This is a genomic window from Rhizobium sp. WSM4643 (assembly GCF_025152745.1).
GTDB lineage: Bacteria > Pseudomonadota > Alphaproteobacteria > Rhizobiales > Rhizobiaceae > Rhizobium > Rhizobium leguminosarum_I.
Genome location: NZ_CP104040.1, coordinates 3,419,114 through 3,445,373, shown reverse-complemented (window position 1 = coordinate 3,445,373; position 26,260 = coordinate 3,419,114). Strand labels below are relative to the sequence as shown.

Here is a 26,260-nt window from a genome sequence, read left to right as displayed (position 1 = left end):
TCAGACGACCCCTTGCTCAACCGGCTCCGTCTTCGCTGGCTCTACAGTGGCCGGCCGCTTGCGGCGCCAACCGCGCAGCACGACGTAAAAGACCGGCGTCAGAAACAGGCCGAAGATCGTCACGCCGAGCATGCCCGAGAAGACGGCGGTGCCGAGCGACTGGCGCATTTCTGCGCCGGGGCCGGTGGCGATCGCAAGCGGCAGAACACCGAAGATGAAGGCGAATGCCGTCATCAGGATCGGGCGCAGGCGAAGATGGCTGGCCTCGATGGCCGCCTCTACCGGCGATTTGCCCTCGTCTTCCGCCTGCCTGGCGAACTCGACAATCAGAATGGCGTTCTTGGCGGCAAGGCCGATCAGGACGATCAGGCCGATCTGGGTCAGGACATTGTTGTCCATTCCCCTCAGCGAGACCCCGATCAGCGCCGCAAGCACCGCCAGCGGGACGATGAGAATGATCGCGAGCGGCAGAACCCAGCTTTCATATTGTGCCGCCAGCGCCAGGAAGACGAAGATGACAGACAGGGCGAAGATGTAGATGGCCGTGTTGCCGGTGTGGGTCTCCTGATAGGCGAGTTCCGTCCATTCGAAGGTCGTTCCCTGCGGCAGGATCTTGGCTGCTAAGGCCTCCATCTTGGCGATCGCATCGCCCGTCGACGTGCCCGGCGTCGGATTGCCCTGAAGCGGCACCGAGACATACATGTTGTAGCGCTGGACAAGGGCCGGGCCGCTGGCATCCTGGATGTCCATCAAGGTTCCAAGCGGAACCAGCGCGCCGGTCGCCGATCGGACTTTGAGGGCGAGGATGTCTTCCCGGTCCATGCGATATTGCCGGTCGGCCTGGGCGCGAACCTGGTAGACGCGGCCGAACGCATTGAAATCGTTCACATAAGCGACGCCGAGATTGATGGAAAGGGCATTGAAGATATTGGGAATCGGCACATTCAGGAAACGCGCCTTGTCACGGTCGATCGCCAGGAAATATTGCGGGCTTGCATCGGAGAATGTCGTAAAGACACCGGTTAGCCCCTCGGTCGTTGCCGCCGCACCCATCATCTGTCGGGCCAGGCCGAGCACGCGCGTCATGTCGGCGTTTTCGAGATCGGAAATCTGCATCTTGAAGCCGCCGGAATTGCCGACGCCACGCACGGACGGCGGCGGGATGGCAATGATGAAGGCTTCCTGGATGCTTTGCAGCTTGCCGTAGAGCTCGCCGATGATCTTGTTGGCGGTCTCGCCGCCCTCTTCTCGCTCGGCAAAGGATTTGAACGGGACGAAGACGACGCCGGCATTCGAGGCATTGGTGAAGGTCGCCCCGCTGAAGCCGGCAAATTGCACCGCATTGCCGACACCGGGCACGGTGCGGGCGATATCGCCGACCTGTTTGACGACGGCGTCGGTACGTGCAAGTGAGGCGCCGTCCGGAAGCTGGATGACGATGATCGCGTAACCCTGGTCCATGGTCGGGATAAAGCCCGCGGGAACTTTCGTGCCAATGTACCAGGTCGCTCCGAGCAGGCAAACGAAGGTGACCATTGCCGCTGTCAATCCAACCCAGCTGCTGACCAGATGGCGAACGGTCCATGAATAGCCGGAACTCAGCCGATCGAATCCATGATTGAAGCCGTTTGCAAGCCCTCTTCCGAGGCGCGAGGCGACATTGGTGCGCTTGGTTTCGTGGTCATGGGCTTTCAGCAATATGCCTGCGAGGGCGGGCGACAGCGTGAGCGAATTCAACGCGGAAATTGCAGTGGTGACAGCGATCGTAACCGCGAACTGTCTGTAGAACTGTCCTGAGATGCCTGGAATGAAGGCCGTCGGGACGAACACGGCGATCAGCACCAGCGAGATAGCGACGACGGCGGTTCCGACTTCGTCCATCGTGACATGGGACGCCTGCTTCGGCGTCATGCCGCGCGCCAGATTGCGCTCGACGTTTTCCACCACCACGATCGCGTCGTCGACAACGATACCGATCGCCAGCACGAGACCGAACAGGGTGAGCATGTTGAGCGAGAAGCCGAAGGCGAGCAGGACGGCGAAGGTACCGATCAGCGATACCGGGATGGCAATGATGGGGATGATCGCGGTTCGCCAGGATTGCAGGAAGACAAGAACGACGATTGCTACCAGGATGGCCGCTTCGGCGATGGTCTTGTAGACCTCGGTGATCGAATCCGAGATGAATTCGGTCGTGTCGTAGACGATACGATATTCCAGACCCGGCGGGAAATTCTGGGATAAGTCCTTCATGAGCGTCTGGACTTGATGGGCGGTGTCCAGGGCGTTGGTTCCCGGCCGGGCGAAGATGCCGAGAGCAACTGCGGGATCGTTGTTGAGATAGCTGTTGGTGACGTAATCCTGTGCGCCGAGTTCTATCCGGGCGACATCCTGTAACTGCACGAGCCGGCCCGATGTCGTCGATTTCACAATGACATATCGGAACTCGCGCACGTCGGAGAAACGGCCATCCGTTCGCACCGTATATTCGAATGCATTTTTGCCGGTGACGGGTGGGGCACCGATCTTGCCGCCTGATACCTGAACGTTCTGGTCTCTCAACGCGGAGACGACGTCGTCGGATGTCATCCCGTAAGCGGAGAGCTTTTCCGGATCCAGCCAGATTCGCATCGAATACTGGCGCTCGCCGAAGATCTGCACGTCGCCGACGCCGTCAAGGCGCACGAGAACGTCGCGTATGCGGTTGCGGGCGTAATTCGAGACGTAAAGCTGGTCATAGCGGTGCGACGGCGACAGCAGGTGCACGACCATCATCAGATCCGGCGAGCTTTTGTCGGTGGTCACCCCAAGCCGCTGGACTTCTTCGGGAAGACGGGGAAGGGCGATGGAAACGCGGTTTTGGACGAGCACCTGGACCTTGTCGAGATCAGTGCCGAGCTTGAAGGTGATCGTCAGTGACATGGCGCCGTCGGCGCTGGAGTAAGAAGACATATAAAGCATGTCTTCGACGCCGTTGATCTGTTGTTCAAGCGGCGTTGAAACGGTATCGGCGATCGTCTGCGGGTCGGCACCCGGATAAGAGGTGCGCACGACGATGGTCGGCGGCGCTATCTCCGGATACTGCGATACCGGCAATTGCGTATAGGCAATGCCACCGACGACGAGAAGCAGGATCGAGATGACGGCCGCAAAGATCGGTCGGTCCACGAAAAAATGAGCAAATCTCATTGTCCGCTCTCCGCGCCGGCGGTTTCGGGCGCAGTGTCCTGCCGCTCCTGCGGCAGTTCGGTCATGTGAGGCGTAATCTTTGCACCCGGTCGGGCGCGCATCAGGCCGTTGACAATGATCGTCTCGGTGCCATCGAGGCCCTCGCGTATGATGCGGTAGCCGTAGAGCCTCGGCCCAGGCCTTACGGGCTTGGTCGACACCGTGCCGTCTTCGGCGACGACATAAACGACGCGCTCATTCTGGTCCGAGCCGATCGCCTCGTCGGGCACGAGAATGGCCCGGTAGGTGTTCGAGGCTTCGACCTGTATGCGACCGAAGAGGCCGGGCTGAAGGACGAGATCGGGGTTGGGGAAGCGGGCACGCAGACGAATGGTGCCGCTCTCATTGTCGACCCGATTTTCGGCGAAATCGAGCTTTCCTTTGAATGGCTTGGCATTGGGATCGGAGATCGTGACGGATACATCCAGTCCGCCACCGCCCTGCTGGAGATCCTTGCCCAGCTTGCGGGCCGTGTCGGCAAAATTCAGCAGGCGGCGCTCATCGACGTCGAAATAGAAATCGATCGGGTCGAGAGAAACGATCGTCGTGAGAATGGTCTGGTCGGTTTGCACGAGGTTGCCGGCGGAGATCAGGCGGCGGTCGATGCGGCCGCTGAGCGGCGCTTTGATTTCGGTATATTCCATGTCGAGAGATGCGCGATCGGCGGCAGCCTGGGCGCCGCGGACATTGGCCTCAGCCGAATCGAATTCGCGGCGGCGATCGTCCAGCGTCTGCGCCGATTGGCTGCCGCTCGAAGCAAGCGATTGCGCGCGCTTATACTGCGCATCGGCAAAGACCAGGGCGGATTGCGAGGCTTCGAGTGCCGCCTTTGCCTGATTAAGCGCGGTGACGAACGGCCGCTGGTCGATGACGAAGAGCAGATCGCCCTGCTTGACCAGGGCGCCGTCCTGGAAATGGATTTCCTCCAGGTAACCACCGACGCGCGAACGGACGGAGACTTCGTCGACGGGCTCGAAACGGCCGATGAACTCGTCGCTGTCGACGACATCGCGCACGACAGGCTTGGCGACGGTGACCGGCGGGGGCGGCGGAGCGCTCTGGGCCAGCGCGGGGAGAGGCATGAATGCGGCAATACAGCCAAGCACCACCATCTGTCGAAGCGCGTAAGTCATACCGGTCCTCCAATCTCGACGGCCGATTCACTGCCGCCAACCTCAAGATGAAGTGATGCTGTTCATGTCTTGCTGCTTTGAATGAGGGCCTTTGCCCCCGTGATTCCCCCGGCATTCAATCCCTTGGAAAAGGAAGGCCGGCACGCAATGCACATCGGAAAAATCGTAACCCTATGGAATTGGACTATAAACGGCAGCGACGAAAAATTGCAAATGCCAATTGGTAACGATTCCGGAATCCATCAAAACGTCACGGGAGGGCATCCGCTCTCGACGATCTCGTCTCTCCCGGGGTAGCAGGGCGCGAGTTCGGCCCCAGTCGAACTCCTGTTCCAGCATGTGAGGGGCATCATCGTCGATCTCGTCGGGGGCGGCGCGCCGCGCCTCCTCCGGAGGCTGTACCTACCGCAGAAATAGGGACGGAGCTGGTCTGCGGCATTTTGGCCGCTTCCGTTGAATCTGCCATCCATGCCCTTGTGCAGCGTACATGCTCAATATATCTACCGATATTATAAGTATGCTTATAAATAACGGTCACAGGTTTTCATGAACGCCACTCCGACCCTCGGTTTCCTTCTCCACGACGTCGCGCGGCTGCTGCGCAAGCGGTTCGAGCAGCGCGCGAAGTGCCTTGGGCTGACCCGGTCGCAATGGCAGACGCTTGCCTATCTCTCGAATAACGAGGGTATCCATCAGGGCGGCCTTGCCGAAATCCTCGAAGTCGAGCCGATCACGCTGGTGCGCATTCTCGACAAGCTCGCCGAGCGCGGGCTGATTGAGCGCCGCCAGCACCCGACCGACCGGCGCATCTGGCTGCTCTACATGCGCGACGAGGCGCACCCGTTGCTCGCCGAAATGCGCGAGCTCGGCGACACCACCCGCGCAGAAGCGTTGCAAGGCGTTTCGCCAGAACAGCGCGAGCTGCTTTTCCACATCCTATCCGTAATGAAGACGAACCTGGTTCAGGCATGCCGGAGCCCGGTTGACGAGAATGAGACGAACGATGGCTGATCAATCCCCCCTCCGCGTCGTTGCCGACGCCAATGCCAAGACCAAGACTCCTGTCGAAGAAAACGAAGCGAAACAGCAGGAAACGGTAGCCGAAGCGCCTTCATCCAATTCAGCGCCGGCTGCCGCCGTGGCTGCGCCTGGCGGCAACAAGGTCCGCCGCCGGCGCAGTCTCACGCGGCCGATCCTGTTTGCATTGCTGCCGGTGGCGCTCGTCGTCGGTGGTTATTATTACGTCAATGGCGGTCAGGTGATGTCGACCGACAACGCCTATATCCAGGCCGATATGGTCGGGCTTACCACCGATGTCTCAGGCATCGTCGACCAGATCAACGTGCATGAGAACGAGGCGGTCAAGGCGGGGCAAGTGCTCTTCAGCCTCAGGGCCGATTCCTTCAAGATCGCGCTTGCCGGCGCCGAGGCCCAGCTGGGCGTCCAGCGCAACCAGATCATGAACCTCAAGGCAAGCTATCAGCAGTCGCTGGCCGAGATCACCCAGGCCGAGGCCGATATTCCCTATTACCAGGAGGAATTCGACCGTCAGCAGAACCTGGTGACCAGCGGCGGCGCGACCCGCTCGGCCTATGACGAGGCCAAGCACAATCTCGAAGCCGCTGAGCAGAAGGTGACCGTCGCCAAGGCGGAAGCCGCAACCACGCTTGCCCAGCTCGGCGGCTCCGCCGATCAGCCGCTCGAGGAGAACCCGCTCTACCTGCAGGCCAAGTCGAATGTCGACAATGCCCAGCGCGAACTCGACCACAGCGTCGTCAAGGCGCCGTTCGACGGCATCGTCACCAATGTCAACGCGCTGCAGGTCGGCTCCTATCTGCAGGCTTCGCAGCAGGCGTTTTCGCTTGTTGCCACCGACCACCTGTGGATCGCCGCCAGCCCGAAGGAAACCGAGCTCACCTACGTCAAACCCGGCCAGACGGCCGATATCTATATCGACACCTATCCCGGCGTCACATGGAAGGGCAAAGTCGAGAGCATCAGCCCGGCCTCCGGCTCCAGCTTCTCGCTGCTGCCGGCGCAGAATACCACGGGCAATTGGGTGAAGGTCGTCCAGCGCATTCCGATGCGAGTCAGTATCGATGAGACCCACGGCAAGCCGCCGCTGCGCGTCGGCATGAGCACGGTGGTCGATGTCGAGACCGGCCATGCCCGCGGCCTGCCTGATTTCGTCAACAAGCTTCTGGGTCGGCCTCAGGGCAAGGATCATGAGTAACACTTCCGCTTCTCCGGCGACGCCGATTGCCAATCGCGGTGCGATCACGGCCTGCGTCATTCTCGCCGTCATCATGCAGGCGCTGGACACGACGATCGCCAACGTGGCGCTGCCCTATATCCAGGGCAGCGTGTCGGCCTCCGCCGACCAGATCAACTGGGTCCTGACCTCCTATATCGTCGCGGCGGCAATCATGACGCCGCCGTCGGGCTTTCTTGCCGCCAAGTTCGGTCGCAAACGCGTGCTGCTCGTCGCCATCGTCGGTTTCGTGGTTGCTTCCGTGCTCTGCGGCCTGGCGCAATCACTAAACCAGATCGTCGCCTTCCGCCTGCTGCAGGGCCTGTTCGGCGCATCGCTGGTGCCACTTTCCCAGGGCATCCTTCTCGATATCTATACCGTCGAGGAGCGCGGCTCGGCCATGGCCCTTTTCGGCGTCTCGGTAATGGTCGGGCCGGTGCTTGGGCCTGTCATCGGTGGCTGGCTGACCGACAATATCAGCTGGCGCTGGGTGTTTTATATCAACGTGCCGATCGGCGCGCTGGCCTTCATGGGCATCGTCGTCTTCGTCACCGAGACCAAGAGGGATCTGCTTGCCAAGCTGGACTGGTTCGGCTTCGGGATGATGAGCCTCGGCATTGCCGCGCTGCAGCTCTTTCTCGACCGCGGCGAGCAGCTCGACTGGTTCTCCTCGGGCGAGATCGTCATCGAGGCGCTGATCTGCGCTGCCGCCTTCTATCTGCTGATCGTGCACACGCTGACGGCAGAGAAATCCTTCGTGAACCCGAAGCTGTTTCTCGACCAGAATTTCTCGATCAGCATGATCTTCATCTTCGTGATCGGCATCACCTATCTCGCCTCGCTGGCGCTGATGACGCCCTATCTGCAAACGCTGATGGGCTATCCCGTGATCACCGCCGGCATCGTGATGGGGCCGCGCGGGCTTGGCACCATGCTCTGCATGTTCATCGTCGGACGGCTGATCGGCAAGGTCGATACGCGCTTGCTGCTGGTGCTCGGTCTCGGTCTTACCGCCTGGGCGATGTACGACATGACCGGCTGGACGCCCGATGTCTCACAATGGACGATCGTCTCCGTCGGTTTCATCCAGGGCGCCGGCCTCGGCTTCCTGTTCGTGCCGCTGACGACGATCGCCTTTGCCACGCTGCCCGCCCATATGCGCGGCGACGGCACCGGCCTCTATAACCTGTCGCGAAACATCGGCTCGTCGGTCGGCATCTCGATCGTCTCGGCGCTGATCGTCGAAAACACACAGAGCAATCACGAATCGATCGCAGCCTATGTGACGCCGTTCAATCACGCCTTCAACGCAGTCGCGGCACAGGGGCTAAGCCCGCTGACGGCTGCCGGCCGCGCTTCGCTCAACGAAATCATCACGCTGCAGTCGACGATCATCGCCTATATGGACGATTTCAAGCTGCTGATGCTGATGTCGCTTGCGGTCATTCCGCTGGTTCTGCTGCTGCGCAAGCCGAAGGCAGCACCCGCCGTCGACCACAGCGCGGTGATGGAGTAGTGATTAGCGGAACGGCTTGCTGAGATAACGCGATCCCTGAATGCCGAAGCGCCATGGTGCTTCGGCGTTTTTCGTGATGCCGATGCGCTTTCCCGAGATGATCGGCACGGGTGCTGACGGCGCAATCGCATAGGGCGAGCGATCGAGCAGCCTGTCGTTGATCGCGATATCGATGCCGAGCGCCTGGCAGAGCTTGCCGGGCCCGCTGCAGAGCGCCGTCAGCATATCGGTGCCGCGCCGCTCCATCATCTGAGGGATTCCCGTTTCCGGCTCCAGGGCGCGGATGAGGGCAGCCGAGCCCGGATGACAGACGAAATTCAGGCACCAGTACATGCCGTAGATGCGGTAGATATAGACGTTGCCCGGCTTGCCGTACATGGCGCCGTTGCGCTTGGTCGGGCCGCGGAAGCTGTGCGAGGCCTCGTCATCGGGAAAATAGGCTTCGGTCTCGGTGATGCGTCCGCCGACGCCATCCACGGTCAGATGGCAGCCGAGCAGGTCGCGAGAGACGGTGATCGCATCGCGCTCGAAAAATTTTCTGAGGCTTTCGCCGGCAAGTGCGCCGACGCCGATCGCGCCTGATATCGTTCCACAATCGGTCATATCAGATGCAAATAACATTCAGCGCGCTTGGCGTCATCCCAAAACCGTTTCATACGTTTGCGCGACAGGGATCAGCGGCCGGCATTCGGATCGCGCATCGGGATCGAGGAGGATGTGACCGAGACCGGGTCGCTCGCCGGGAAGGTATCCTCCAGACCCTCCTCCAGCTCTTCCTCGAGCAAAGCGGGGTCCTTGCTGCGCCTGCCGTCGCCACGGGCAGGTTCGATTGCTGCGGCAAGTAAGGCCTTGGCCCGCAAGACGGCGTTTTCCGGCGTCAGTTCAGGCGTGCTGAGCAGCGTCACGGCAATTCTGTCTTCGCCTTCGCCGCCGAATTCGACAACGAAGCCGTCCTCCGTTTGGTAGACGGTGATATCGTTGAGTGCCATGGCGTTCTCCGAGGCGTTCATATTAGCAAAGCGCATTTTAGTGAAGCGCGTTTTCAGAATTTTGTCGAGCGAAGACCTTCACCAGCCAGTCGATGAAGACGCGCACGCGCGGCGAAAGCTGGCGGTTACGGGGATAGAGCAGGGACACCGGTGTTTGCGTCGGCGGAAAATCCGGCAGCACTTGGACCAGCGTGCCTTCGGCCAGATCTTTTTCAGCGTGATAGCGCGGGATCTGGATCATGCCGAGGCCCATCCTCGCCGCTGAAATATAGCTTTCGGCGGCATTGACCGCGACGGTCGCCGGGATGCCGATGTGGGCTACTGCGCCGTCGACGATGAATTCGAGCGGCAGCAGACTGCCGGTGCCGCTGGAGCGGAAGCCGACCATGCGATGGCCGGCAAGCTGGTCCGGATGCTGCGGCTGGCCGTGACGGGCGATATAGGCGGGGGAGGCGAGGGTCACCTCATCAAGCATGGCGACGCGCCGCGCGATCATGTCGCTGTCCTGAGGCGTGCCGACGCGCAGCACGCAGTCGATGCCCTCGCGCACCAGGTCGACCAGGCGGTCGCCCTCGCTCATGTAGAATTCGATCCCAGGATAGGTCTCCAGGAAGGACGGCAGGCTCGGCAGCACGAAATGGCGGGCAAGCGTGCCGTGCACGTCGACGCGCAGCATGCCCTTCGGTTTGGCGCCGGCAAAGGCGCCTTCGGCTTCCTCGATATCGGCGAGGATCGACAGGCAGCGCTGGTAATAGGCTTGGCCATCGAGCGTCGGGCTGACATGACGCGTCGTACGCTGGAGCAGGCGCACGCCGAGACGGGCTTCGAGCTGTTTCACCGCATCGGTGACGGTCGAGCGCGGCAGGCCGCTATCTTCGGCCGCAAGAGTAAAGCTGCGGCGTTCCACAACGCGGGAGAAGACCCGCATGGCATCGAATCTGTCCATCTTGTTTGTTCGTTATTCCCGGATAGTGATGCCGGATAATGCCTGATTATCCGCGCATAGAAAAGCGGCATCTTCTCCTCATCGAAAACGCGCTGCGGCGCATCCCTGAAGGAGAACGAAAATGGCCAGCAACGAAAACAAGGTCGCACTGGTGACCGGCGCTTCCCGCGGCATTGGCGCGGCAGTCGCCCGACGCCTCGCCAAGGACGGTTTCACCGTCGTCATCAACTATTCCGGCAATGCCGCTCCAGCCGAGGAACTGGCCCAGGAGATCGAGCAGGCCGGCGGCAAGGCACTGACGGCGAAAGCCGATGTCGGCGATGCCGAAGCCGTCCGCCACATGTTCGAAGCCGCGGAAACCGCCTTCGGCGGCGTCGATGTGCTCGTCAACAATGCCGGGATCATGATGCTGTCTTCTCTTGCCGAGGCCGACGACGTTAATTTCGATCGCCAGATCAACGTCAACCTCAAAGGCACCTTCAATACGCTCAGGGAAGCCGCCAAGCGTCTGCATGACGGCGGCCGGGTCATCAACTTTTCGACATCCGTCGTCGGCCTGAAGCTCGAAACCTACGGCGTCTACGCCGCTACCAAGGCTGCCGTGGAAACACTGACGGCGATTATGGCCAAGGAGATGCGCGGCAGAAACATCACGGTCAATGCGATCGCGCCCGGTCCTGTCGCCACCGACCTTTTCCTCAACGGCAAGTCGGACGAACTCATCGCCCGCACGGCGAAAATGAACCCGATGGAACGTCTCGGCACACCGGAAGACATCGCCGCTGCGGTTGCCTTTCTTGCCGGCCCGGACGGCGGCTGGGTCAACGGCCAGACGCTACGCGCCAATGGCGGCGCGGTCTGACGAAACCGGCGGCGTCCGGCCGCCGCTCATCGGCCTTGAGGACTTGCTGAAGCCAGCCATCGGGAATTGACACCCGGTCCGCCACCGCGTGCGGGAATATCGGCGCAGAGCCGTCATCGCAATTATGTGAACGCGATTGCGGAATTTTTCCTTACAATCCAGCGGGGAGTGCGTATATCTGTTTTATCGCGAGAGAGTGGAATTCCCTGCCACTCTCTCCCGAACCTCCAGAGCCTGCCGCGTCCTTGCTACGGTGCGACAGGCTTGATGTTCAAAGTTGTACATTGCGGCCCGTCGAAGGCTTCCACTGCCTTCCGGGCCGTATTTGTCTTGGCGCTCAGACGTCGTTCAGTCTCGCCTCGACCAGAAGCTTCACCAGCCAGTCGACGAAGACGCGCACCTTGTTGCTGAGGTGGCGGTTCGGCGGATAAACGACATAGAGCGGTAGCGGATCGCGACGCCAATCGGGCAGCACGCGGACGAGCTCGCCCCTTGCCATCGGCTCGCGCGCCATGAAGATCGGCACCTGCGCGATGCCGAGACCCGTCAGCGCAGCCGTCAGATAGGTGCGGCTATCGTTGACCGAGGCGATGTAACGCGGACTGGTCTCGATCACTTCGTTGTGTCGGCGGAATTCGAAAGGCAGGGTCCGGTTATTCTGTGCGCGGAAATAGTTGACGGTGTAGTGATCCGCCTCCAGATCCTCCGGCCGCTCGGGCATGCCGAATTTCTGGACGTAGCCCGGTGAAGCGCAGGTGATCATCTCGACTTCGGACACGCGCCGCGCAATCAGCGACTGGTCGGCCGGCGTGCCGGCCCGCAGCGCGCAATCGACATTTTCCGCAAGATAATCGACCGTGCGGTCGCCGACACCGAGATCGATACGGATATCGGGATAACGCTGATAGAAATCGCAAAGTGCCGGAACGACGATCCAATCGGCAAAGGCGCCGGCCATCTCGACACGCAGCCGCCCGCTCGGCAGACTCTGGGAATTGGAGAGGCTGCCATCGAGTTCTTCCAGCTCGGAAATGATCTGGGCGGCGCGTTCGTAATAAAGCGCGCCGTCCGTGGTCACCATGACCCGGCGCGTGGTACGATTCAAAAGCTTGGTGCGCAGATGCGCTTCCAGGCCCTGGATGAGATTGGTCACTGTCGCCTTGGGCATGGCGAGCATGTCGGCGGCGCGGGTGAAATTGCCCGTCTCCACGACGCGAATGAAGACGCGCATTGCCGAGAGCTGATCCATCGGGTTCAAATCCGCAGTTTGCGTTGCACCATTGTTCGAGATCTGGAACAGAGTTATCGCGATATAGCTTCTTATTCCTTGGTTGGAATAACAATATCTTTTTCGTATAAAATGCAAGCGGCAGGTGTTGTCTGCTTGTGGCCGACGCAAAAGAGACCGGAAGCATGACGGTGGAATGGAAAGATATGATGCTGGATAAGGTGGCCGTCGGCCCCGTTTCCGCGCGCATCTACCAGGGCGCCGATTACGGCAAGGGTCCGCCGATCGTGCTTTACTTGCATGGCGGCGCGTTTCTGGACAACGACAGACACGTCGACCGGCCGGTGGCGATGAGCCTCGCCAAGGCCGGCGCCATCGTCGTTGCTGCCGATTATAGCAGTCTTTCCGGCAACATATTCCCGCAAGCGCTGGAAGTCTCCTTCTCCGTTTTCACCTATCTCGCCAACAAACGCGCCGGTCTCGGCGATCGGAAGTCGTTGCTCTTCGTCGCTGGCGAAGAAGCAGGCGGCAATGTCGCTGCCGGTGTGGCGCTGAAGGCGCGCGACCAGATGCCGGACGCGCTCGACGGCCAGATCCTGATTTCGCCGCTGCTCGATCCCTTCATGGGCACGTCCTCAATCCGCAAGGCCGAAGCCATCGGCATGCGCCAACGCTGGACGGAGGGCTGGAGCCACTATCTGAGCGGCGGCGGTTGCCACCCTTACGCGGCGCCTTGCCTCTGTTCTCGTATTTCGGGCGTCGCGCCGGCGCTGATATTCACCGCGGAGGACGATCCTCTGCATGATGAAACGATTGGTTACGGTGCCCGCCTGAAACAGGCCGGTGTCGGTGTGCGCCAGCATGTCCTTCCCGCCGGGACGGGCTGGCCCTCGATTTATGGTGGGAAATCCGAGGGAGTGCCCGACTGGCAGGAAAACGTCAGCCGCCATTTCGGAAGCTTCCTTCGGGACGTAAGCGTTCAACCGCAATTGCATTGAAGAAGACCTGATATTTCGGCGGCCTTGAGCCGTAAGGAGAGTACCGATGACGTCCAGAAAGAAGCGCTGGGCCCTGGTGGGCGCCGGCATTGGCCTTGTTGCGTCCGTTTCCGGCGCCGCATTGTTTTTCGAATTGCCGATGAGCACGACCGCCACGGCCGCTTCCGCCCCTGCACAGGCTCCCGCTGTGCCGGTGACGGTGGCCGTCGTCGCGGCGCACGATGTGACGGCCTGGGAGAATTTCTCCGGCCGTCTGGAAGCCGTCGACCGTGTGCAGGTGCGTTCCCGTGTTGCCGGTGCCATCCTGTCGGTGGCCTTCCGTGAAGGGGCGCTGGTCAAGCAGGGCGACCTGCTCTTCACCATCGACCCGGCCCCCTACCAGGCAAGCGTGGCGCAGGCGCAAGGCCAGGTCGCTTCGGCCGAAGCCAAGGTCAGCCTGGCGCAGACTGAACTCGACCGCGGCCGCAGGCTTTCCGACAACCGCACCATCTCCCAGAGTGATCTCGATCAACGTCAGAGTTCGCTGGCCGAGGCTCAGGCGGGGCTGCGTTCGGCGCAGGCCGCACTGCAGTCGGCCCAGCTCGATCTCGATTATACGCAGGTGCGAGCTCCGGTTTCCGGCCGCATCGGCAAGATCGAGGTGACTGCCGGTAACCTCGTCGCGGCCGGTTCGACCTCGCCGGCGCTGACGACGCTCGTTTCCGTCGATCCGATCTATGCGAGCTTCAATGCCAGTGAAGAGATGGTGACGCGCGCGCTTGCCCAGCTTCCGCAGACGGATAGCGCCCTGCCTGCCGTCGAGCAGATCCCGGTCGAGGTCGGCACGCTGACCGACAGCGGCACGCCGATCAAGGGCAAGCTGCAACTGATCGACAACGAGGTCGATGCATCAAGCGGCACGATCGGCGTACGCGCCGTCTTCGACAATCCGGGCGGGCGTCTCATCCCCGGCCAGTTCGTGCGGGTGCGCATGGGCCAGCCGAAGGCCGAGAACAAGATCGTCATCAGCGACCGTGCCGTCGGTACGGACCAGGACAAGAAGTTCGTCTTTGTCGTCGATGGCGAGAACAAGGTCGCCTATCGACAGGTCCAGCTCGGCACGCTGGCTGACGGCCAGCGGGTTGTCGAAAGCGGCCTGAACGTCGGTGAGAAGATCGTCGTCAACGGTCTGCAGCGCATCCGTCCTGGTGCAGTCGTCGCACCTCAGATGGAAGAGAAGGTCGCGACCGCGCAGTAAAGACTTCGCCTTCCCCTCCCTGGGGAAGGCCGATACGCGAAATGATATGACCCGCCGGCCGGCTGCCAAACCGCCGGAGAGGGACTTTGCATCCATGTTCACCCCGGAGAGGGCTTTGATATGAACATCTCCAGATTCTTTGTAGACCGCCCGGTCTTTGCCGGTGTTCTTTCGGTCCTCATCCTGGTTGCCGGCCTGATCGGCCTGCGCGCGCTGCCGATTTCCGAATATCCGGAGGTCGTGCCGCCGTCGATCGTCGTGCGCGCCACCTATCCCGGCGCCAACCCGTCCGTCATCGCCGAAACGGTGGCAACGCCGCTCGAAGAGCAGATCAACGGCGTCGAAGGCATGCTCTACATGGCCAGCCAGGCGACATCGGACGGCGTGCTCAACGTCACCGTCACCTTCAAGCTCGGCACCGACCCCGACAAAGCGCAGCAGCTCGTGCAGAACCGCGTTTCGCAGGCCGAACCGCGCCTGCCGGCGGAAGTCCGTTCGCTCGGCATCACCACAGTCAAGAGCTCGCCCAACTTCATCATGGTCGTCAACCTCGTCTCTGACGGGGGCGATCACGACATCACCTATCTTCGCAACTACGCGACCCTGAACATCAAGGATCGGCTCGCCCGCATCGCAGGCGTCGGTCAGGTGCAGGTCTTCGGCGCCGGCGACTATTCCATGCGTGTCTGGATCGACCCGCAGAAAGCCGCCGAGCACAATCTTGCCGCCAGCGACATCAGCAGCGCGATCAGTTCCCAGAACATTCAGGCCGCCGCCGGTATCATCGGCGCGTCGCCGAGCCAGCCCGGTGTGGATCTGCAGCTCAACGTCAATGCACAGGGCCGCCTGCGCACGCCCGAGGAATTCGGCAACATCATCGTCAAGACGGGCGCCAGTGGCGAGATCACCCGCCTTCGCGATGTCGCCCGCATCGAACTCGGTGCTGCGGACTATACGCTGCGTTCACTCCTCGACGGCAAGCCGGCCGTCGCCGTCGCTGTTCTGCAGGCGCCGGGTTCGAACGCGATCGAAATCGCGGACAATGTCAACGCGACCATGGATCAGTTGCAGCTCGCCATGCCTGCCGGCGTCAAATACGAGATCGTCTACGATACGACGAAATTCGTGCGTGCCTCGATCGAGAAGGTCATCGACACGCTGCTCGAAGCCATTGCTCTCGTCGTCCTCGTCGTCATCCTGTTCCTGCAGACGTGGCGTGCCTCGATCATCCCGCTGATCGCGGTACCGGTATCGATTATCGGCACCTTCGCGGTCATGTATGTCTTCGGCTTCTCGATCAACGCGCTCAGTCTGTTCGGGCTGGTGCTTGCGATCGGTATCGTCGTCGACGACGCGATCGTCGTTGTCGAAAACGTCGAGCGCAATATCGAACAAGGCTTGTCGCCGCGGGCTGCCACCTACAAGGCGATGAAGGAAGTCTCCGGTCCGATCGTCGCGATCGCGCTGGTGCTCGTCGCGGTCTTCGTGCCGCTCGCTTTCATCTCCGGCCTGTCAGGTCAGTTTTATCGCCAGTTCGCGCTGACGATCGCAATCTCGACCGTCATCTCGGCCTTCAACTCGCTCACCCTGTCTCCGGCGCTGGCAGCCCTTCTCCTGAAGGGCCATGATCAGCCGAAGGACTGGCTGACGCGGTTCATGGACGCCATCTTCGGCTGGTTCTTCCGCGGCTTCAACCGTGTCTTCGGCGCGGGCTCGAATGCCTACGGCAAGGGCGTGGGTGGGCTCTTGTCGCGCAAGAGCATCGTCATGGTGATCTATTTGGCACTGGTCGGTGCGACCTACAGTCTGTTCAGCACGGTTCCCGGCGGCTTCGTGCCGTCGCAGGACAAGCAGTATCTGATCGGCTTCGCCCAGTTGCCGGACGCCGCAAGCCTCGACCGCACGGAGGACGTCATCAAGCGTATGACCGACATCGCGCTGGCGCAGCCGGGGGTTGCCAATGCGATCGCCTTCCCAGGCCTGTCGATCAACGGCTTCACCAACTCCTCGAATGCCGGCATCGTCTTTGTGACGCTGAAGGACTTCGAGGAGCGCAAGACGCCTGATCTCGCGGGCGGCGCAATCGCCATGGCGCTGAACCAGAAGTTCGGCGTCATCCAGGATGCCTTCATCGCCATGTTCCCGCCGCCGCCGGTCAATGGTCTCGGCACGACAGGCGGCTTCAAGCTGCAGATCGAGGATCGTGCGGGCCTCGGCAATCAGGCGCTCGACGAGGCGACCAAGGCAGTGCTTGCAAAGGCCTATCAGACGCCTGAGCTCGCCGGGCTGTTTTCCAGCTTCCAGATCAACGTGCCGCAGCTCTACGCCGATCTCGACCGTGCCAAGGCCGAGCAGCTCGGAGTTTCCGTCACCGACGTCTTCCAGACACTGCAGATCTATCTCGGCTCGCTCTATGTGAACGACTTCAACGCCTTCGGCCGCACCTACAGCGTCCGTGTGCAAGCCGATGCGAAATTCCGCGCCCAGCCGGAGGATATCGGCCAGTTGAAGGTCCGGTCGGCATCGGGTGAGATGATCCCGCTTTCGGCCCTCTTGAAGGTGGAACCGAGCACCGGTCCGGAACGCGCGAACCGCTACAACGGCTTCCTTGCCGCCGATATCAACGGCGGCCCGGCACCGGGCTTCTCGTCGGGTCAAGCGCAAGCGGCAATCGAGAAGATCCTTCACGAGACCCTGCCTGCGGGCATCGACTTCGAATGGACGGATCTAACCTATCAGCAGATCCTGGCCGGTAACTCCAGTGTCGTCGTCTTCCCGCTGGCTCTGCTGCTCGTCTTCCTGGTGTTGGCTGCCCAGTATGAGAGCCTGACGCTGCCGCTTGCCATCATCATGATTGTGCCGATGGGCGTGCTGGCCGCGCTGACCGGCGTCTGGCTCACCGGTGGAGACAACAACATCTTCACTCAGATCGGTCTGGTGGTGCTTGTCGGCCTATCCGCGAAGAACGCTATCCTTATCGTGGAATTCGCCCGCGAACTGGAGTTCGAGGGAAGGACACCGCGGGAGGCCGCGATCGAGGCCAGCCGCCTTCGCCTTCGCCCGATCCTCATGACCTCGCTCGCCTTCATCATGGGCGTCGTGCCGCTCGTCGTCTCCACTGGCGCCGGTTCGGAAATGCGCGCCGCCATGGGTGTCGCGGTCTTCTCGGGCATGATCGGCGTGACCTTCTTCGGCATCTTCATGACGCCTGTCTTCTACGTGCTGCTGCGGCGGTTGACTGGCAACCGTCCGCTCGTCCAGCACAAGCCGGACGAACACAAGGAAGAAGAGGCGGAGGTCATCCGGCTCGCGGCGGAATAACGGAATTCAACCTTCCTTTGTCGGGTAAATCGGGCGGGAACTTCGGTTCTCGCCCGTATCGTTTTCAGAGCATGATGCCGACAAGTGCGCGCGGTTTCCGGACACACCATCCGCGTCTAAGGACACACCACAAAATGCGTTACGTCCGTCAAAACGGTTTGCAACGGTGGGCGAGCGGACTATCAAAGACGGACAATAGTTGGGAGGACTGAATGACAGGTTCGGGGAAAGCTCATGACCGCAGGCGGATCGCCTTTCTCGGCACCGGCCTGATGGGGGCGCCGATGGCTCGCCGGCTGCTTGGCGCGGGCTTTGCCGTCACCGTCTGGAATCGCGATCCCGGCAAGGCCGAGGCGCTTGCGGGAGACGGTGCGGTCTGCGCGAAAACACCGGCGGATGCCGTTTCAGGCACCGATGTCGTCATCACCATGCTGACTAACGCCGAGGCGGTGAAGGACGTGTTGTTCGACCGCGGCGCGGCTGGTGCGATGACGCCTGGTGCTACCGTCATCGACATGAGTTCGATTGCCCCGCATTTCGCCCGTGACCATTCGGCGAGGCTTGCCGAGCGCGGCGTCGATCACGTCGATGCGCCGGTATCCGGCGGCGTCGTCGGGGCTGAAGCCGGTACGCTCGCCATCATGGCGGGTGGCGACGAGGACGTCATCGACCGGCTTGCGGATATCTTTGCGCCGATGGGGCGGGTGACCCGCGTCGGCCCGAGCGGTGCGGGCCAGCTCGCCAAGCTCGCCAACCAGCAGATCGTTGCGGTGACGATCGGAGCCGTCGCCGAAGCGATGATGCTGATCGAAGCTGGCGGCGGCTCGCCGGCCGCCTTCCGAGATGCCATTCGCGGGGGCTTTGCCGAGAGCCGTATCCTCGAACTCCACGGCAAGCGCATGGTCGAACGGCAATTTACCCCAGGCGGTTCGTCTAGCAACCAGTTGAAGGACCTGAACGCCGCCATGCAGGCAGCCAAGACCCTGTCGCTGACGCTGCCGCTGACGGCGGCGGTGCATGCCGAATTCAGCGAATTCGTCGCCAATGGCAATGGCGAAAAGGATCACAGTGGCTTGCTCCTCCATCTTGAAGAGAAGAATGCCAGGCCGGGAGAAAAACAGTGACGAACAGCCATTCGCCGAAGCGGCGCCTGCGTTCGCAGGACTGGTTCGACAATCCCGATCATATCGACATGGCAGCGCTCTATCTCGAGCGCTTCATGAATTACGGCATCACGCCGGAAGAGCTGCGCTCCGGCAAGCCGGTCATCGGGATTGCCCAGAGCGGCAGCGATCTCACGCCTTGCAACAGAGTGCACGTCGAACTTGCCAAGCGGGTGCGCGACGGCATCCGCGATGCCGGCGGCATTCCGATCGAGTTTCCGACGCATCCGATCTTCGAGAACTGCAAGCGCCCGACGGCAGCGCTCGACCGCAATCTCGCCTATCTCGGCCTCGTCGAAATCCTCTATGGCTATCCGCTCGACGGTGTCGTGCTGACCACCGGCTGCGACAAGACCACGCCCTCGGCGATCATGGCGGCTTCGACGGTCGATATTCCGGCTATCGTGCTCTCCGGCGGACCGATGCTTGACGGTTGGCACCAGGGGGAACTGGCGGGCTCCGGGACGGTGATCTGGCGGATGCGGCGGAAATATGCGGCAGGCGAGATCGATCGGGAAGAGTTTCTTCAAGCGGCACTCGATTCTGCGCCTTCCGTCGGCCACTGCAATACGATGGGCACCGCTTCGACGATGAATGCGCTGGCCGAGGCGCTCGGCCTTTCGCTGACCGGCTGTGGCGCCATTCCCGCCGCTTACCGCGAGCGCGGCCAGATGGCCTACCGCACCGGACGGCGTGCTGTCGAGATCGTGTTGGAGGATCTGAAGCCGTCGGATATCCTGACGCGCGAGGCTTTCCTGAATGCCATCCGTACCAATTCGGCGATCGGCGGCTCGACCAACGCGCAGCCGCATCTGGCTGCGATGGCAAAGCACGCTGGCGTCGAACTCCATCCCGACGACTGGCAGGTGCATGGTTTCGATATCCCGCTGCTGGCCAATGTCCAGCCGGCGGGCGCTTATCTCGGCGAGCGCTTCCATCGCGCCGGCGGCACGCCGGCGATCATGTGGGAACTGCTGCAGGCCGGAAAGCTCGACGGCAACTGTCGCACGGTCACGGGCAGGACGATGGCCGAGAACCTGGAAGGCAAGGAAGCGCGCGACCGCGAGGTCATCACGCCGTTCGCCGAGCCGCTGAAGGAGCGGGCGGGCTTCCTGGTTCTCAAAGGCAATCTCTTCGATTTCGCGATCATGAAGATGAGTGTTGTCTCGGAGGATTTCCGCCGGCGCTACCTTGAGGAACCAGGGCGCGAAGGCGTTTTCGAGGGAAGGGCGGTGGTCTTCGACGGTTCGGAGGACTATCACAAGCGCATCAACGATCCCCAACTCGGCATCGACGAAAATACCATCCTCGTCATCCGCGGCGCCGGGCCGATCGGCTGGCCGGGTTCGGCTGAGGTCGTCAACATGCAGCCGCCGGATCATCTCCTGAAGCGCGGCATCCGCAGCCTGCCGACGATCGGCGACGGCCGCCAATCGGGCACGGCGGACAGTCCCTCGATCCTCAACGCCTCGCCGGAAAGCGCCGCCGGCGGCGGACTCGCCTGGCTTCGTACCGGCGATACCATCCGCATCGACTTCAACCACGGGCGCTGCGACATGCTCGTTGATGACGCTGAGATCGAACGGCGTAAGGGCGATGGCATCCCGCCGGTGCCGGCGGATGCGACGCCGTGGCAGCAGATCTATCGCCGCTCGGTTACGCAGTTGTCGGACGGCGCGGTGCTGGAGGGAGCGACGGAATTCCGCCAGATCGCAAAAAATCCGCCGCGGCACAACCACTGATCTTGAAGCTGCCGCAGACTGCAAGCCCTTTGATCCAAAAAAGGAAAGTCGTAACCAACAGTTCACCTAGTCATTAGTTCGGGGGTCAAGACAAGGCTTCATTAATGGCCGCCTGAGACCATATTGCCGTTATGCAAGCTTCCAAGGTTGGGACCGCGTTGCCAGAGAACAAAGCCACACGATCCGAACACGAGTTTCAGGATCTTCTGCGTCGGCTCGAACTCGCTCTCGACGCATCCCGGATCGGTGTCTGGGAGCACAGCATCGAGCAGGGCGGGATCTTGTGGGATGCGCAGATGCATCGTCTCTACGAGACCGGCGAGACCTGCCGGTTGGTGCCGGCATCGCTTTGGTCGAATGCCATCCATCCAGATGATCTCGAGCGGGCCGAACGCGACTTCGAGCAGGCGATCGCGACGCGCGGCGCCTATGACTCACAATTCCGGATCGTATTGCCGAACGGCGAAATCCGCCATTTGCGTTCGCGCGCGCATTTCTATGTCGATGCGGAAGGTCTGCCATCCTTCATCGGCGCCGAATGGGATGTGACGGCCGACGTACTGCTCAACGGGGAACTGGCGCGGCAGAAGGTGGTGGCTGAGGCGAGGGCGCTGGCGCTCGAGGAAAGCAATGCGCGCATCGAGCATGTCGCCGATCACGACTATCTCACCGGCCTGCCGAACCGGCGCCTTCTCGACAAGCGGCTGGCGGAGCTGCCGGCCGACAAGAGCATCACGACGCTTGCGGTCCTGCATCTCGACCTCGACCAGTTCAAGCAGATCAACGACAGCCACGGTCATGCGGCAGGCGATGTTGTTCTCAGGGCGGCAGCCCTTCGCATCACCGCTGCCATTCCTGTAAATGGCATGGTTGCCCGTGTCGGCGGCGATGAGTTCGTCGTCGTGCTGGTCAATTTCACCGATCTCACCGAGCTGAAGCTGATCACCGAGGATCTCCAGCGCCGACTGCGGAAGAAGATCCGCTTCGGCCAAGAGATGCTGCAATCCGGCGCCTCGATCGGCGTTTCCTGGAGCGGCGATCGGCGGGCGCGCAACCTGCTTGTCGAATCCGATCTGGCGCTCTACCCGGCCAAGAAGCTCGGGCGGAACCGCGTCGAATTCTTCACGCGGCAACTGCAGGAGGACCTGCGCTCCCAGCGCCGCCTCGCCGAAGAGCTGAAGCTTGGACTGGAGCGCGGCGAGATCGTTCCCTATTATCAGCTGCAGCTCGACGCCCGGACGCGGGAAGTCATCGGCTTCGAGGCGCTGGCGCGCTGGAAACATCCCGAGAAGGGCGTGCTCGCCCCGGGGATATTCCTGAAGATCGCCGATGAGCACGGACTTGCGGCGGAGATCGACGCGGCGATCCTGAAAAGCGTTCTCGAAGACCGGCTGTTCTGGCTGTTGCGCGGCCTTGCGGTACCGCGCATCGCCGTCAATATCTCGGCGTCGCGCCTTGCCGATCCGACGCTGCTGGACAAGCTGAGGAGACTCGCCATTCCGCCCGGTGCGATCGTCTTCGAACTGGTCGAGACGATTTTCCTCGACGACAGCGACGAAAAACTGCTCGATCAGATCGGCGATATCAAACAGATGGGCATCGATATCGAGATCGACGACTTCGGATCGGGCCATGCCTCGCTCATCGGTCTCCTCAAGCTGCGGCCGAAGCGGCTGAAGATCGACCGGCAGCTCGTCACCGAAGTTGTCAGCTCTGCCGAGCAGCGGCGCGTCGTGGGTTCGATCGTGGAAATCGCCAAGGCACTCGATGTCGAGGTGATCGCCGAGGGCATCGAGACCGAGGCGCATGCCGTCGTGCTGGCGCAACTCGGTTGCGACGGCCTGCAGGGTTACGCGTTCGGTTATCCAGCACCGGCGGCCGAGACAGGCCGTCTTTTCTCATCGACGACGAGCGGGATTGAAAAGCAGAAGACCGCGATGGTCAGCTGAACCGGCCGATTTGTCACCGGGTGGCCGTCGTCACGCCTAGTTTCAACAACGTCCTTGCCGGGGCGCGGAGGTGTTTTTGCCGAAATGCTTTCCTCGCCGTTCAAATCGGCAGGCGATATTTTTTCGGCGCGGCGTTTTATTCGCATCGGCAGGAAGATAATGGCGCGCAAGTAATCTTCTTGAGCTTGCAACAGCATTGTTTCATGGTAATGCGGAAACGAAGCTTTCTGCATTGCATCGAAAAATGATTATACGCGTCGTCAAGTCCATGAGCGCGGCTCTCCATCATTCGCAGGTGCAATCGGGGAGCTGGGACCTGACAATTGCTTTGCCATTGCCGGGATGGACTTGCGGGACATTCAATCTGGGAAAGTCGCATGAATTCGGAATTTGCCGTTCGTTCGATGCGGCCCGGCGAACTGGAACTCGTGCTCGAATGGGCGCGTCAGGAGGGTTGGAACCCGGGCCTCGACGATTCGCTTGCATTCATCGAGGCCGATCCGTCAGGATTTTTCGTCGGCGCTATCGGCGAAGTCCCCGTCGGCTCGATTTCGGTCGTCAAATATGGCGAGAGTTTCGCCTTCCTGGGCCTCTACATCGTCCATCCCGATTTCCGCGGCAAGGGCTACGGCAAGGCGATCTGGCAGGCGGGCATTGCCAGCGCGGGAGACCGCACGATCGGTCTCGACGGCGTCGCCGCACAGCAGGACAACTACCGCAAGGCCGGCTTCGAACCCGCCTACGCCACCATTCGCTACGGCGGGGTCGCCAACTCCTTGCCTATCTCGACGCTTGTCGCGCAGCCGGTGCTGGATTCACGCCTCGAAGGCCTGCAGCGATATGATTCGGCGATCTTTCCGCAGCCGCGGGATGCCTTTCTCGCTGCCTGGTGCACCGCCCGCAAGGGCCGTCGTTCGGCGGTAGTGCGCAAGAGCCACAAGATCCGCGGTTACGGCACCATCCGCCGCTGCTACGACGGCTACAAGATCGGCCCACTCTTTGCCAACGATGCCGATAGCGCTGCCGCGCTGCTTGCCGAATTGATCCCCGAGGCGAAGGGGGCCGCGGTCTTCATCGATATTCCCACGGCGAACCACGAGGCAGTCGCGCTTGCCGAAGGGCTCGGTCTTCAACCGGTGTTCGAGACGACACGCATGTATCGCGGGCCGGCGCCGGCTATCCCGCTGAAGCACGTCTTCGGCGTGACGACGCTGGAACTCGGTTAGGCTCTAGTCCACGGGTGAGGCGGGCACGGTTTGTGCCGAAGCTTTCGGCCGGCCCTTTTCGGCGATCGCGATGCCGCCTAAGGTCAGCACCAGCGCGATCACATGGAACGACTGCAGCTGCTCGCCGATCAGCGCGACGGAGAGCAGCGTTCCGAACACCGGCACGAGATTGATGAACAGGCCGGCCCGGTTGGCACCGATTGCCACCACGCCCTTGATATAAAGGATCTGCGCCACCAGCGACGGGAAGATCGCCGTGTAGAGAGTGATGACCCAGCCGGCCTGGTCCGGCCACTGCGCAGCGCCACGGCCGGCCTCCCAAAGGAGCAGCGGCAGCGAGGTGAGCATGGCGCCGAGCGCTGGGACCGCCATCAGCGTGCGCCAGTCCAGCGGCGGCTTCCAGCGCAGGAAGATCGTGTAGACCGAATAGGCGGCAATGGCGATCAGCATCAGCCCGTCGCCGCGGTTGAGGCCTAGTTGCAGCAGCGTTGAGAGGTCACCATGTGCTGCGGTCAAAGCGACGCCGATCAGCGTCATGCCGAAGCCGAGACATTGCGCCAGCGAAATGCCGGTACGGAAGAACATGAAATTCAGCAGGAAGATCAGCATCGGGATGCCGGCCTGCTCGATGGCGACGTTGATCGCCGTCGTATATTGCACGGCCGAGTAAAGCATGGCGTTGAAAAGGGTGTAGCCGATGACGCCGTAGAAGAGGAGGAGCGGCAGGTTCTTCCTGACCACCGGCCAGTCCTTGCGCAGTTGCGGTACTGAAATCACGGCGATCACCGCCACAGCGAGGAACCAGCGCAGGAAGGTCAGCATCATCGGGCTGGTATGCCCGAGCGCGAGTTTGCCGGCGACGGAGTTGCCACCCCAGCAGAGGGTGGCAATAACGAGGCAGATATAGGCCGTGGCTTGCAAGAGCGTTCTTCCCGTCTTTCCGCGATCGCCGTGCGGCGTTTTGTGACGGGAAATAGCCTGTCGGCTGCTGATTTGTCACGTAAAAAGCCCAATCTGCTGTGACAACAGGGTCGCTTTCCAAAAAACAAAGCTTTATAGATGCGCGGGTTTGAGCAGGTGCGCGGTTCCGCGCCGGTAACAGGAAGAGTTGGATGACGAACGTAGTCGTGGTCGGTTCGCAATGGGGTGACGAAGGCAAGGGCAAGATTGTCGACTGGCTTTCGGAGCGAGCGGATATTGTCGTGCGCTATCAGGGCGGACACAATGCCGGCCATACGCTCGTCATCGACGGCACCAGCTATAAGCTCTCGCTCTTGCCATCCGGCGTCGTGCGCCCGGGCAAGATGGCCGTGATCGGCAACGGTGTCGTCGTCGATCCGCATGCGCTGATCGCCGAGATTGGCCGGCTGGAGGCGCAGGGCGTGACGGTTACGCCTGACAATCTGCGCATTGCAGACAATGCGACGCTCATTCTTTCGCTGCACCGCGAGCTCGACGCGATGCGCGAGGATGCGGCGTCGAACAGCGGCACCAAAATCGGCACGACACGCCGCGGCATCGGTCCGGCCTATGAAGACAAGGTCGGCCGCCGCGCCATCCGCGTCATGGATCTTGCCGATCTCGATAGTCTTTCCGGCAAGGTCGACCGTATTCTGACACATCACAATGCGCTTCGCCGCGGCCTCGGCGTTGCCGAAGTCAGCCACCAGGCGATCATGGACGAACTGACCTCGGTCGCCGATCGGGTGCTGCCTTTCCGTGATACGGTCTGGCTTTTCCTCGACAAGGAGCGCCGCAAGGGTGCCCGCATCCTCTTCGAAGGCGCGCAGGGCAGCCTGCTCGACATCGATCACGGCACCTATCCCTTCGTCACATCCTCGAACACGGTGGCCGGCCAGGCGGCAGCCGGTTCCGGCATGGGACCCGGCTCGCTCGGTTATATCCTCGGCATCACCAAGGCCTATACGACGCGCGTCGGCGAAGGCCCGTTCCCGACCGAGCTCACCGACGAAATTGGCCAGTTCCTGGGCGAGAAGGGGCATGAGTTCGGTACTGTGACGGGGCGTAAGCGGCGCTGCGGCTGGTTCGACGCCGCACTGGTGCGCCAGTCGGTTGCCACCAACGGCATCACGGGCATCGCGCTCACCAAGCTCGACGTGCTCGACGGTCTCGAGGAATTGAAGATCTGCGTCGGCTATATGCTCGACGGCGAACAGATTGATCATCTTCCGGCAAGCCAGGGAGCGCAAGCTAGGGTCGAACCGATCTACGTCACGCTGGAGGGATGGAAGGAATCGACCGTCGGCGCCCGCAGTTGGGCGGATCTGCCGGCACAGGCGATCAAATATGTTCGCCAGGTCGAAGAGCTGATCGGGGCGCCTGTCGCGCTCCTGTCCACCAGCCCGGAGCGGGATGACACCATACTTGTGACCGATCCGTTTGAGGATTAAGCTCACGGGTCACTGTGGAGGATGGTTCGGTAGAGTGCCGGACTTCTTGAGAAAGTACTA

The 26,260-nt window shown here is 61.7% G+C and carries 19 protein-coding genes; 12 read left to right on the top strand and 7 right to left on the bottom strand.

Annotated elements, in window-relative coordinates; all coding sequences use genetic code 11:
- Window positions 1-3,189 (bottom strand): efflux RND transporter permease subunit, encoded by a 3,189-nt coding sequence (locus tag N1937_RS17250; protein WP_170261661.1) that lies wholly within the window; start codon window positions 3,187-3,189, stop codon window positions 1-3.
- On the bottom strand, window positions 3,186-4,361 hold the full coding sequence (locus N1937_RS17245; protein WP_260056608.1) for an efflux RND transporter periplasmic adaptor subunit: 1,176 nt from the start codon (window positions 4,359-4,361) through the stop codon (window positions 3,186-3,188). The genes N1937_RS17250 and N1937_RS17245 overlap by 4 nt, the downstream gene beginning before the upstream one ends.
- Window positions 4,362-4,907: 546 nt before the next feature.
- Here N1937_RS17245 and N1937_RS17240 point away from each other — a divergent pair.
- From N1937_RS17240 to N1937_RS17230, 3 genes are read left to right on the top strand one after another with little or no spacing between them, the layout of a single operon-like run.
- Window positions 4,908-5,372 (top strand): MarR family winged helix-turn-helix transcriptional regulator, encoded by a 465-nt coding sequence (locus N1937_RS17240; protein WP_003562008.1) that lies wholly within the window; start codon window positions 4,908-4,910, stop codon window positions 5,370-5,372.
- Complete coding sequence (locus N1937_RS17235) at window positions 5,365-6,594, top strand: HlyD family secretion protein (protein ID WP_162117931.1); 1,230 nt, start codon at window positions 5,365-5,367, stop codon at window positions 6,592-6,594. The genes N1937_RS17240 and N1937_RS17235 overlap by 8 nt, the downstream gene beginning before the upstream one ends.
- The gene (locus N1937_RS17230) at window positions 6,587-8,128 is read left to right on the top strand and encodes a DHA2 family efflux MFS transporter permease subunit (RefSeq protein WP_017965870.1); all 1,542 of its coding nucleotides are present in this window, start codon (window positions 6,587-6,589) and stop codon (window positions 8,126-8,128) included. The genes N1937_RS17235 and N1937_RS17230 overlap by 8 nt, the downstream gene beginning before the upstream one ends.
- A 3-nt stretch (window positions 8,129-8,131) precedes the next feature.
- Here the strand turns inward: N1937_RS17230 and N1937_RS17225 are convergent, their stop codons facing one another.
- From N1937_RS17225 to N1937_RS17215, 3 genes are read right to left on the bottom strand one after another with little or no spacing between them, the layout of a single operon-like run.
- Complete coding sequence (locus tag N1937_RS17225) at window positions 8,132-8,749, bottom strand: DNA-3-methyladenine glycosylase (RefSeq protein WP_162117932.1); 618 nt, start codon at window positions 8,747-8,749, stop codon at window positions 8,132-8,134.
- Window positions 8,750-8,802: 53 nt separating this feature from the next.
- The gene (locus N1937_RS17220; protein WP_026154326.1) at window positions 8,803-9,117 is read right to left on the bottom strand and encodes a hypothetical protein; all 315 of its coding nucleotides are present in this window, start codon (window positions 9,115-9,117) and stop codon (window positions 8,803-8,805) included.
- A gap of 37 nt (window positions 9,118-9,154) precedes the next feature.
- Window positions 9,155-10,063, bottom strand: a complete 909-nt coding sequence (locus N1937_RS17215; protein WP_260056607.1) for a LysR family transcriptional regulator — start codon at window positions 10,061-10,063, stop codon at window positions 9,155-9,157.
- A 121-nt stretch (window positions 10,064-10,184) separates the two neighbouring features.
- Between N1937_RS17215 and N1937_RS17210 the strand changes: the two genes are divergently transcribed.
- Window positions 10,185-10,925, top strand: a complete 741-nt coding sequence (locus tag N1937_RS17210) for an SDR family oxidoreductase (protein WP_162117934.1) — start codon at window positions 10,185-10,187, stop codon at window positions 10,923-10,925.
- Window positions 10,926-11,262: 337 nt separating this feature from the next.
- On the opposite strand, the gene N1937_RS17205 is transcribed toward N1937_RS17210, so the two are convergent.
- Window positions 11,263-12,174, bottom strand: coding sequence for a LysR family transcriptional regulator (locus N1937_RS17205; RefSeq protein ID WP_017965865.1), 912 nt, complete (start codon window positions 12,172-12,174; stop codon window positions 11,263-11,265).
- Window positions 12,175-12,338: 164 nt separating this feature from the next.
- Between N1937_RS17205 and N1937_RS17200 the strand changes: the two genes are divergently transcribed.
- The 7 genes from N1937_RS17200 to N1937_RS17170 all read left to right on the top strand — a co-directional run bounded on the left by N1937_RS17200 (window position 12,339) and on the right by N1937_RS17170 (window position 23,789).
- Window positions 12,339-13,151 (top strand): alpha/beta hydrolase fold domain-containing protein, encoded by an 813-nt coding sequence (locus N1937_RS17200; protein WP_162117935.1) that lies wholly within the window; start codon window positions 12,339-12,341, stop codon window positions 13,149-13,151.
- 46 nt (window positions 13,152-13,197) lie between these two features.
- Window positions 13,198-14,388 carry an efflux RND transporter periplasmic adaptor subunit gene (locus N1937_RS17195; protein WP_018495560.1) on the top strand — a complete coding sequence of 397 codons (1,191 nt, stop codon included), beginning with the start codon at window positions 13,198-13,200 and terminating at the stop codon, window positions 14,386-14,388.
- A gap of 120 nt (window positions 14,389-14,508) precedes the next feature.
- Window positions 14,509-17,709 carry an efflux RND transporter permease subunit gene (locus tag N1937_RS17190; protein WP_260056606.1) on the top strand — a complete coding sequence of 1,067 codons (3,201 nt, stop codon included), beginning with the start codon at window positions 14,509-14,511 and terminating at the stop codon, window positions 17,707-17,709.
- Window positions 17,710-17,921: 212 nt separating this feature from the next.
- Window positions 17,922-18,833, top strand: coding sequence for an NAD(P)-dependent oxidoreductase (locus N1937_RS17185; protein WP_260056605.1), 912 nt, complete (start codon window positions 17,922-17,924; stop codon window positions 18,831-18,833).
- Window positions 18,830-20,614, top strand: coding sequence for an IlvD/Edd family dehydratase (locus tag N1937_RS17180; RefSeq protein ID WP_260056604.1), 1,785 nt, complete (start codon window positions 18,830-18,832; stop codon window positions 20,612-20,614). Before N1937_RS17185 ends, N1937_RS17180 begins: the two co-directional genes overlap by 4 nt.
- 131 nt (window positions 20,615-20,745) lie before the next feature.
- Window positions 20,746-22,563 carry a putative bifunctional diguanylate cyclase/phosphodiesterase gene (locus tag N1937_RS17175; protein ID WP_260056603.1) on the top strand — a complete coding sequence of 606 codons (1,818 nt, stop codon included), beginning with the start codon at window positions 20,746-20,748 and terminating at the stop codon, window positions 22,561-22,563.
- A 377-nt stretch (window positions 22,564-22,940) separates the two neighbouring features.
- Window positions 22,941-23,789: a GNAT family N-acetyltransferase gene (locus N1937_RS17170; protein WP_170281535.1), complete on the top strand. Its 849-nt coding sequence runs from the start codon at window positions 22,941-22,943 to the stop codon at window positions 23,787-23,789.
- A gap of 3 nt (window positions 23,790-23,792) precedes the next feature.
- On the opposite strand, the gene N1937_RS17165 is transcribed toward N1937_RS17170, so the two are convergent.
- On the bottom strand, window positions 23,793-24,710 hold the full coding sequence (locus tag N1937_RS17165; protein WP_260056602.1) for a DMT family transporter: 918 nt from the start codon (window positions 24,708-24,710) through the stop codon (window positions 23,793-23,795).
- Between the two features lie 191 nt (window positions 24,711-24,901).
- Here N1937_RS17165 and N1937_RS17160 point away from each other — a divergent pair, with 191 nt between their 5' ends.
- Complete coding sequence (locus N1937_RS17160) at window positions 24,902-26,200, top strand: adenylosuccinate synthase (protein WP_260056601.1); 1,299 nt, start codon at window positions 24,902-24,904, stop codon at window positions 26,198-26,200.
- The last annotated feature ends 60 nt before the right edge of the window (window positions 26,201-26,260 follow it).